This is a genomic window from Bacteroidales bacterium (assembly GCA_018334875.1).
Lineage (GTDB): Bacteria > Bacteroidota > Bacteroidia > Bacteroidales > UBA12077 > JAGXLC01.
Map to the genome: position 1 here is coordinate 1 of JAGXLC010000214.1, position 7,164 is coordinate 7,164.

The 7,164-nt window shown below is 46.3% G+C and carries 4 protein-coding genes; all 4 read left to right on the forward strand.

The window, feature by feature from the left end; genetic code table 11:
* Window positions 1-230 precede the first annotated feature (230 nt).
* Window positions 231-1,034 carry an RraA family protein gene (locus tag KGY70_14600; GenBank protein MBS3776422.1) on the forward strand — a complete coding sequence of 268 codons (804 nt, stop codon included), beginning with the start codon at window positions 231-233 and terminating at the stop codon, window positions 1,032-1,034.
* Window positions 1,035-1,051: 17 nt separating this feature from the next.
* A complete protein-coding gene (locus tag KGY70_14605) occupies window positions 1,052-2,440 on the forward strand; it encodes a BNR-4 repeat-containing protein (protein ID MBS3776423.1) in 1,389 nt (462 codons plus the stop codon).
* 218 nt (window positions 2,441-2,658) lie between these two features.
* Complete coding sequence (locus KGY70_14610; protein MBS3776424.1) at window positions 2,659-6,420, forward strand: DUF4981 domain-containing protein; 3,762 nt, start codon at window positions 2,659-2,661, stop codon at window positions 6,418-6,420.
* A 35-nt stretch (window positions 6,421-6,455) separates the two neighbouring features.
* Window positions 6,456-7,164: hypothetical protein (locus KGY70_14615; protein ID MBS3776425.1), on the forward strand; the 709-nt coding region annotated here is incomplete at its 3' end.

The following is a 7,164-nucleotide window of genomic DNA, read 5'->3' on the forward strand; positions in this document are numbered from 1 at the left end:
GCAATACCAGTTACATTGGTGCCCATCAATATGAAGAACACGATCTCAAAGAACCCCTCACGCTTCAGGATCATGGAGACCTTGTAAGCTACCGGAACATTTGGGTAAGAGAATTATAGCATCAGAGATACTTAGCCCCGGCCTTAAAAATGCCGGGGATAATTCATGTAAGAACCCATGAAGTAGCTTATTCATAAACAAATATTAATCATCTAAACAAATACCTAACTATGAAAAATCAAACCCTAGCAATCATCTTCTCTTTTATTTTGATATGTTTTCCTTTCGTTATGATCAATGCGCAGGAAAACGAAGAAAAAGTTGACGACCAAACCTTGCTGGAATTATATGAAAGCCTTCGGGTTGCTGATGTTTCTGATGGAATGGATATGGTGGGCCTGCGTGACCTGGGACTGATGGATCAGAAGATACAGGCCCTCTGGAAAGATATTGAAGACTTTAAGCATACGTTTTGCGGTATTGCTGTGACTGCCCGCTATGTTCCCACCAATGATGTCATAAAAAATCCCATGTCTAAAGAGGAATTTCAGCAATGGGAAGGCGAATGGTATAACAACAAATCACCCGAGCCCTTTGTGAAATTTCTGAAATCAGGCTCCATTGTGGTAATTGATGTTGAAGGTGATGGCGATACGGGTACGGTTGGTTCATATAATGGCCTGGCCTGGATAAGCAAAGGAGCCAGGGGAATCATATCCAACGGAGGGGTTAGAGATACCGACGAACTGATCAAACAGGAGGTGCCGGTGTATTTTGACCCCGAGAACAGGGGAAGAGGCATCCGGCCCGGACGCAATGAGATCGAATCGGTAAACGAAACAGTGACCCTGGGTGGAGTTCAGGTGAACCCGGGAGATGTTGTGGTGGCCGACGGCGACGGTGTGATTGTCGTTCCCCGTAAACATGCCAAACAGGTAGCTCAATATGCCCGGGAAATACTGGAAGGTGACAAAGAGGCCAGAAGAAATCTGTATGAACAAATGGGCAAGCCTCTGGATGGAACGGTGAAGTAATTTATAAATGATCATCTATGCGTTTACTAATATTGTTGAATCTGTTTTTCCTTTGTTGTTCAGTCGCTTTAGCCCAACAAGATACTACTTTTACACGGGCGCGGGGTTATAAAGGAATATGGTTTGAACTGGGTCAGGTATCCACTTATGGAGATAAATACTCCGGGGGCCTGGGAACTTATACCGCCAAGCACAGGCCGCTGGCTATTTATGATACAACCAGCAATAAGACCTTTTTTGTATATGGCGGCACTACCGGAAAAAATGAAAAGCACCTTCAGTGCATGATCAGTTACTATGACCACAGCGCCGGGAAAGTTTCCCGGCCTGTGGTTGTCTATGACAAAAAAGGAGTTGACGATCCCCACGACAATCCTTCTTTGTTGATTGATGATAAGGGTTATCTGTGGGTATTTGTAAGCGGACGGGGAACCGCCAGAATGGGGTATAAATACCGGTCCACAGAACCTTACAAAATCGATACGTTTAAACAAGTCAGCAGGGAAGAAATGACTTATCCGCAACCCTGGTACGTTCCCCAACGGGGTTATTTTCATTTCTTCACCAAATATTCCGGTATGCGGGAACTTTATTTTGAATCCAGCAGTGACGGTCATGTCTGGAGTAAGGATAGAAAATTAGCCGGGATAAAAAGACCGGATGATGAACAGGCAGGTCATTATCAGATCAGCAGCCGTAACGGAGAGAGACTGGCTACTTTCTTCAACTGGCATCCCAATGGAAATGTTGACCGCCGGACAAACCTGTATTACCTTGAAACTAAAGATATGGGGGAAACCTGGCAAACGGCAGATCATGAGCAGGTTTCCCTGCCCGTAAGCCAAGTGGATCATCCTGCCCTGGTAGAAGAATATTTCAGTAAAAATCAGAATGTGTATCTGAAAGACATCAATTTTGACCATCAGGGCAATCCCATAGCCCTTTTCATTGTAAGTAACGGCCATAAAGCCGGTCCTGACAATGGCTTAAGACATTGGAAAATTGCTCACTGGAACGGTGAGAGCTGGAGAATCCACGATGTTTGTACTTCAGATCACAACTATGACATGGGAAGCCTGTATGTTGAAGAACATTTCTGGTGGGTGATAGCTCCTACAGCTTCAGGGCCTCAGCCCTGGGGTACAGGGGGCGATATGGTCATCTGGGAAAGCAGCAACCGGGGTGAATCCTGGAATAAGGTGATGCGGGTGACAGGCCAAAGCGAATACAATCACACTTATCTCAGGCGCCCTGTGAATGCTCATAGAGATTTCTACGGTTTTTGGGCCGACGGGGATCCCGGATCCTTCTCATCTTCCCGGCTATATTTTATGAACAAAGCCGGGAAAGTTTTTCCCTTGCCCTATGAAATGGACGGATCTTTCAAACGCATTCAAAGCGAATAAACATTTAAAATCGCGGAAAATCATTATATTTGTTAGTACCTTACTGGTCAAATTCTTGCATTTTTTGGCAAAACTTGGCCGGTAAAGGTACTTAAAGAAATTTTTGTAAATATTTAGTTATAAGAAGGTCGTATCGGATTTGCAGAACGAATTAACCTGAAGAATAATTCGGGTTAATTCTTTCATACATAAAATAAGCAACAACTAAAAAAACCATTATGAAGATCAACCAAGAATGCCTTAAAAGACCCCAAAAAGCAGAGAAATTGCTGTTAACGCTTGTGATAACCTTTATAACAGGCTTTTTTATTTTATCTTCCATGTCTGTATCAGCTCAGGAACCCAATGACTGGGAAAATCCGGCCGTATTTGAAAAAAATCAAACCGACCCCCACGTTTCAGTTGTTCCTTATCAGAATGATCAGACAGCGCTGGAATACAACCGGGAAAATTCTCCTTACTATCATTCCCTTGACGGTTACTGGAAATTTTCATGGGCAATCAATCCGGCAGAAGCCCCGGGAGATTTCTATCAGACGGATTATACGGTCAGTAACTGGGATGACATAACCGTTCCGGCCAACTGGCAAACCCATGGATATGGCCGGGTACATTACCGAAACGTGGGTCATGCATTTCCTTCCGATCCGCCCAATATTCCCCATGATTACAATCCTGTGGGTTCCTATAAAAAAACCTTCCAATTACCCCGGGAATGGGATGGGAGAGAAATTTTCCTCCATTTCGCCGGTGTAAAATCTGCCTTTTATGTGTGGGTGAATGGCGAAAAGGTAGGGTATGACCAGGGCTCCATGACACCCGCTGAATTCAACATCACCCCTTACCTTCAGGAGGGAGAAAACCAGGTGGCGGTTAAGGTCTATCGATTCTCCGATGGAACTTACCTTGAATGTCAGGATATGGTCCGTCTGAGCGGCATTTACCGGCGGGTGTACCTCTATTCCAAACCCAAAATGCATCTTAAGGATTTTTATGTCCGAACCGACCTGGATAAAGACTATCAGGATGCAAACCTGCTTATTGACGCCGAAATACAGAATAGCGCCAACAACGATCAGGAAAATTATTCTCTGAAGGCTACCTTGTATAATTCTGACGGAGAGCAGGTTTTCCTGGATAAATCGTTGGGCTCGGATATAAGTGTGAAATCCGAAACATTTAAAGAGATCACCTACAAAACAGAAGTAGAAAATCCCGACAAATGGTCTGCTGAATTTCCCAATCTGTATACGCTTATCATAAAACTGGTTGACCCGCAAGGAAATATTTCCGAAGTTGTCAGTGAAAAAGTGGGTTTCCGCCAGGTAGAAATAAAGGATCAGGCGATTCTGGTTAATGGAGTTCCGGTTACATTCAATGGAGTCAACTGGATACCCCATCATGCCAACCATGGCAAAGCGGTAACTGAAAATATGATGGTTCGGGATATTCAAACCATGAAACGCCACAACATCAATTGCATCCGCACCGCCCATTACCCTCCCGATCCGAAGCTGTTGGAGCTGGCCGATCAATACGGCATATACATTGTGGATGAAGCCAATATTGAGGCCCACGACAATACTTATCTTTCCGAAGAGCCGGCCTGGCGGGGAGCGTTCCTCGACAGGGTCACCCGGATGGTTCACCGCGACAAAAACCATCCCAGTGTGGTTATCTGGAGTGCCGGTAACGAAGCAGGTTCGGGAGAGCTTATGGCAGATGTGATTGATGCAGGGAAGGCTATAGACACAACGCGGCCCGGATGGCTGTATGGCGGCAATGCCGGCAGACTGCCCTTCGAAGATATTGTTGGCCCCCGGTATCCTACGGTTGAACGATTGACAGAAATTGCCAATTCACCCGGTGAATTTACCCGGCCTTCCTTCATGGATGAATATGCCCACGCTTACGGCAATGGCATGGGTAATCACCGCGGGCTCAGCCGGCTCATCCGTTCCACCCGCCGCTTAACAGGAGGAGCCGCCTGGGATTGGAAAAATCAGGGAATGGAACATTCCCGGCGCACCATCCCCGACAAATCCCCTTACGGCAATGACGCTGTATTGATGGGAGGAGCCCGCCTTACAGAAGGAAAATTCGGGAAAGCCCTTGATCTTAACGGCCATGACGACTGGGCACAGATTTATGAAGATCCTTCCCTGGATATCACCGGAAAATCCCTGACGTTGAGCGCCTGGATATACCCGCGCCCGTGGAAAGGAAAAAATCCCATTATAACCAAAGGCCGCGATCAGTATGCCCTCATACAGACAACCAGGGATACACTGGAGTTCAGTATATACGATGACAAGAAAGTTACAGTCGAGACCCGGGTTCCTGATGACTGGTATCAAAACTGGCATCATGTGAGTGGAGTATATGACGGATCCCGCCTTACTATCTATATCGACGGCCAACAACAAAATCATTTAGTTCACAGCGGTTCCATACACGACGGCGCCTCTCCTGTTAACATCGGCAGAACGTGGGGAACGGAATGGTTCTCCAATGCCATGATCGATGAGGTGAGGATCTACGAGAAAGCCCTTGCGGAGGAAGATATCAGGCAACTGGCAAATTCTGAAGCGGGGGAGGCATGCCTGTGGCTTACCTTCAACGATCAAAAAAATCAGGGAACGTATCTTGGGTACGGCATTTACTCGCAGCCCAATTCGACTGACGGAATAGTCTATACAAACGGAGAACCCCAGCCTGAGCTGATCCATATTGCCAAGAACCTCCAGCCCGTGGAAGTCGAAGCGGTAGACCTGGAAGAAGGGAAAGTTTCGGTCACCAACTACTTTCATTTTAGAAACCTCAACCAGCTAACCACCACCTGGGAAATGCTGGAAGACGGACAGGTGATTCAGTCAGGGAAAAGAGATCTACACATACCTGCCGGAAAGACCGATACCATTGACCTGTTTTATAACAAACCGGAGACCACTCCCGGAAGCGAATACTGGTTGAACATCAGCTTCCGGTTAAAGGGAAAACATGGACTGATCCCCGATAACCATGAAATGGCCTGGGAACAGTTTAATCTGCCGTTCCACAAGGAGAAACCCAGGGAGAAGGCAAAAGAAAAACTTCCCCAAATAGAGGTTGAGGAAAAAGACGAGGCAGTCATTTTCTCCAATACTTTCTTCAGATGCCGTATAAGTAAGGAAACCGGGAAAATAATCTCTTACCGGTACGAAGAGAAGGAATACCTGGAAAAACCCTTAGGTTTCAATGCATGGCGTGCACCCATACTCAATGAGCAAAGACACATTGACAGGGAATGGCGGGAAGCTGGACTGGATAATCTGGTCCACAAGGTGGAATCTTTCGATATGATTTCTGCGGAGCCTCATAAAAAGCAGGTGGAAATCACCGGTAATGTAACAGGCTCCGGCACGGGAGCGGGATTTAAGATAAGCTCCACACTAACCATTCTCGGCAATGGAGAGCTGATCATATCTCAGGAGGTTGATCCGAATGGTGAGCTACCGCCACGGTTGCCTAAAGTTGGAATGCAGGTCGGTATGAACAAAGAGTTTAGCAACCTGAAATGGTACGGCAGGGGACCCATAGAAACCTATCCCGGGAGGGAAATGGCGGCTAAAGTAGGAATCTATAACAAGACCGTTCAGGAGCTTTTTGAGCCCTATATTGTACCCGGAGACTATGGAAACCGCAGTGGTGTGCGATGGGCTGCACTGACCAATGATCAGGGTACAGGGTGGCTGGTGTCGGGTGATGATCTACTGAATATCAGTGCCCATCTCTATAGTACCCATAACCTGGACCGGGCAAGATATACCTATCAGCTTAAAAGGGACAATGCTGTATATTTTAATATAGATCATGTAGTTTCCGGGGTGGGCACCAAATTTCACGAGCCCCGCGATCAGTACCAGGTGAAAACCAAACCTTATTCCTATACCGTGCGGTTGAAACCGGTATCCAATAAAGATATGGTTCCCGTGAAATGAAAATTGGTCTGGGATTTTAAAAGTAGAGTTAAACCATGAATAACAATCAATACAGCAAAGCACATCAGGAAGCGGAGCATTTCCTGAATAATGAACAACAATTCCATCTGGGCATTTTGCCCACTGAACAATCCAATCCCAAAACCCGGAATCTGGATTCTATCTTTGAATCAAGTTCCATGGAGGGGGTAAAAGCCTTGCTTTCCGTAGATGAGGACATACCTCCGGTAGCGGAAAAAACTTTAAACGGGAAAGCATTCCGTGAGATGATAGAGGCCGGGGTAGGTGCAGTATCGTCCGGATCTAAGATCATTTTTTCGGGATGCGGTTCAACCGGTCGTTTGAGTATCCTGCTGGAAAGCATGTGGAGGCATTTCTTCCGGGATTTGTATCAAAATCATCCGGAGATATATGAAAAAGTAAAGCAATATGAAAATTCCGTATTCAGTATCATGACCGGCGGTGATTATGCGCTTATCCGCGCTGTAGAGTCGTTCGAGGATTACATGGAATTTGGCAGGCAACAGGCACGGGAAATGGAGATCACAAAAAACGATATGCTGGTTGCGATTACAGAGGGAGGTGAGACTTCATCGGTGCTGGGTACGCTGGAGGAAGCTGCCGACAGAAATGCTAAAGTCTTCCTGATGTTCAATAATCCCACTGAGGTCCTGCGGGAACATATCGACAGATCCCGAAAAGCCATAGATGATCCGCGTGTTACCGTGCTTGACCTTTATTGTG